The following is a 560-nucleotide window of genomic DNA, read 5'->3' as shown; positions in this document are numbered from 1 at the left end:
TCGGCTGCGCTGTCCACGTCGGTGGCGTTCAACTTGCCGCTGGCGTTGAGAACGACGTTCGTTTCGTCCATCGCGGCCGTGCTGGTGCCAGTGATGACGGCCGCATCGTTGGTGCCGTGGATGGTGACGCTAACCACCTGGGTGGTGCCGTCGGCGGTCGTCACGGTGAAGCTGTCGGTGTAGTCGGTGCCGGCCGCAAATTCGTCATGGGCGGTGTCGGTGGCGTAGGTCCAGGCGCCGGCGGCGTCGATGCCGAACTTGCCGTAGCCATGGTCGCCAGCGACGTTGCTTTGAGCGACGAAGTTGGCGGCGCTGTCCACGTCGGTGGCGTTCAACTTTCCGCTGGCGTTGAGGATGGCATCGGTTTCGGTCAGAGTGGCGGTGCTGGTGCCCGTGATGACAGCGGCATCGTTGGTGCCGTGGATGGTGACGCTAACCGTTTGGCTGGTGCCGTCAGCGGTCGTCACGGTGAAGCTGTCAGTATAGTCGGTGCCGGCCGCAAATTCGTTGTGGGCGGTGTCGGTGGCGTAGGTCCAGGCGCCGGTGGCGTCGATGCCAAA

At 64.5% G+C, this 560-nt stretch carries 1 protein-coding gene; it reads right to left on the bottom strand.

Annotated features, from left to right (window positions below; genetic code table 11):
- The coding region (locus tag AC3WOS_RS28590; protein ID WP_492720708.1) for a VCBS domain-containing protein at positions 1-560 on the bottom strand (560 nt) is incomplete at both ends.

Source organism: Rugamonas sp. FW305-51 (genome assembly GCF_058786935.1).
Note: the sequence above shows the minus strand (reverse complement) of the source record. Positions and strands in the feature narration are given on the sequence as shown.